The sequence below is a fragment of the Allobosea sp. genome, from assembly GCF_051860145.1.
In the GTDB taxonomy this organism is placed as follows: domain Bacteria; phylum Pseudomonadota; class Alphaproteobacteria; order Rhizobiales; family Beijerinckiaceae; genus Allobosea.
Genome location: NZ_JBHYEM010000052.1, coordinates 1 through 447, shown reverse-complemented (window position 1 = coordinate 447; position 447 = coordinate 1). Strand labels below are relative to the sequence as shown.

Annotated in this window: 2 pseudogenes; both read right to left on the bottom strand. The window is 66.0% G+C overall.

From position 1 onward, the window contains the following. Positions 1-254 (bottom strand): annotated as a pseudogene (locus tag ACTIF2_RS27645) (cisplatin damage response ATP-dependent DNA ligase); the annotation flags it as partial. 40 nt (positions 255-294) lie between these two features. Further along, positions 295-447: pseudogene (locus ACTIF2_RS27640) on the bottom strand (ligase-associated DNA damage response exonuclease); the annotation flags it as partial.

The window sequence follows — 447 nt, the reverse complement described above, 5'->3', positions numbered from 1 at the left end:
GCGATGGTTTCCGCGAGGTCGCCGACATAGTCGTAGGAATAGCGGAAGAGCACCTCATCCATCCGCTCCAGCACGAGTTCGCGCAGGAGCGCCGGCTTGACGCTTTTCAGGTCCAGCGTGCCGGCAAGGGCGGCAAGGCCGTAGCCGCGATCGGGATCGGGCGTATCGCGGAAGTAGTCGGCAAGCAGCGTGAGCTTGCCGCCCCGCGACGGGGTGAGAACGAGGCGGTCGAGGAGTGTGGCGAAGGCTCTCATGGATGACCTTTCGCGCGATGGCAGCGGGTGCGTTTCAGCCTCAATCCCCCTCATCCTCATAGCCGACGAGATGCAGCGGCCGGGCCGGGACGCCAGCGAGTTCGCACCAGCGCACCAGTGCCTCCTCACGGCCATGCGTCACCCAGACCTCGCGCGGCGCAAGCTCGCGGATCGTCTCGGTCAATTCAGGCCA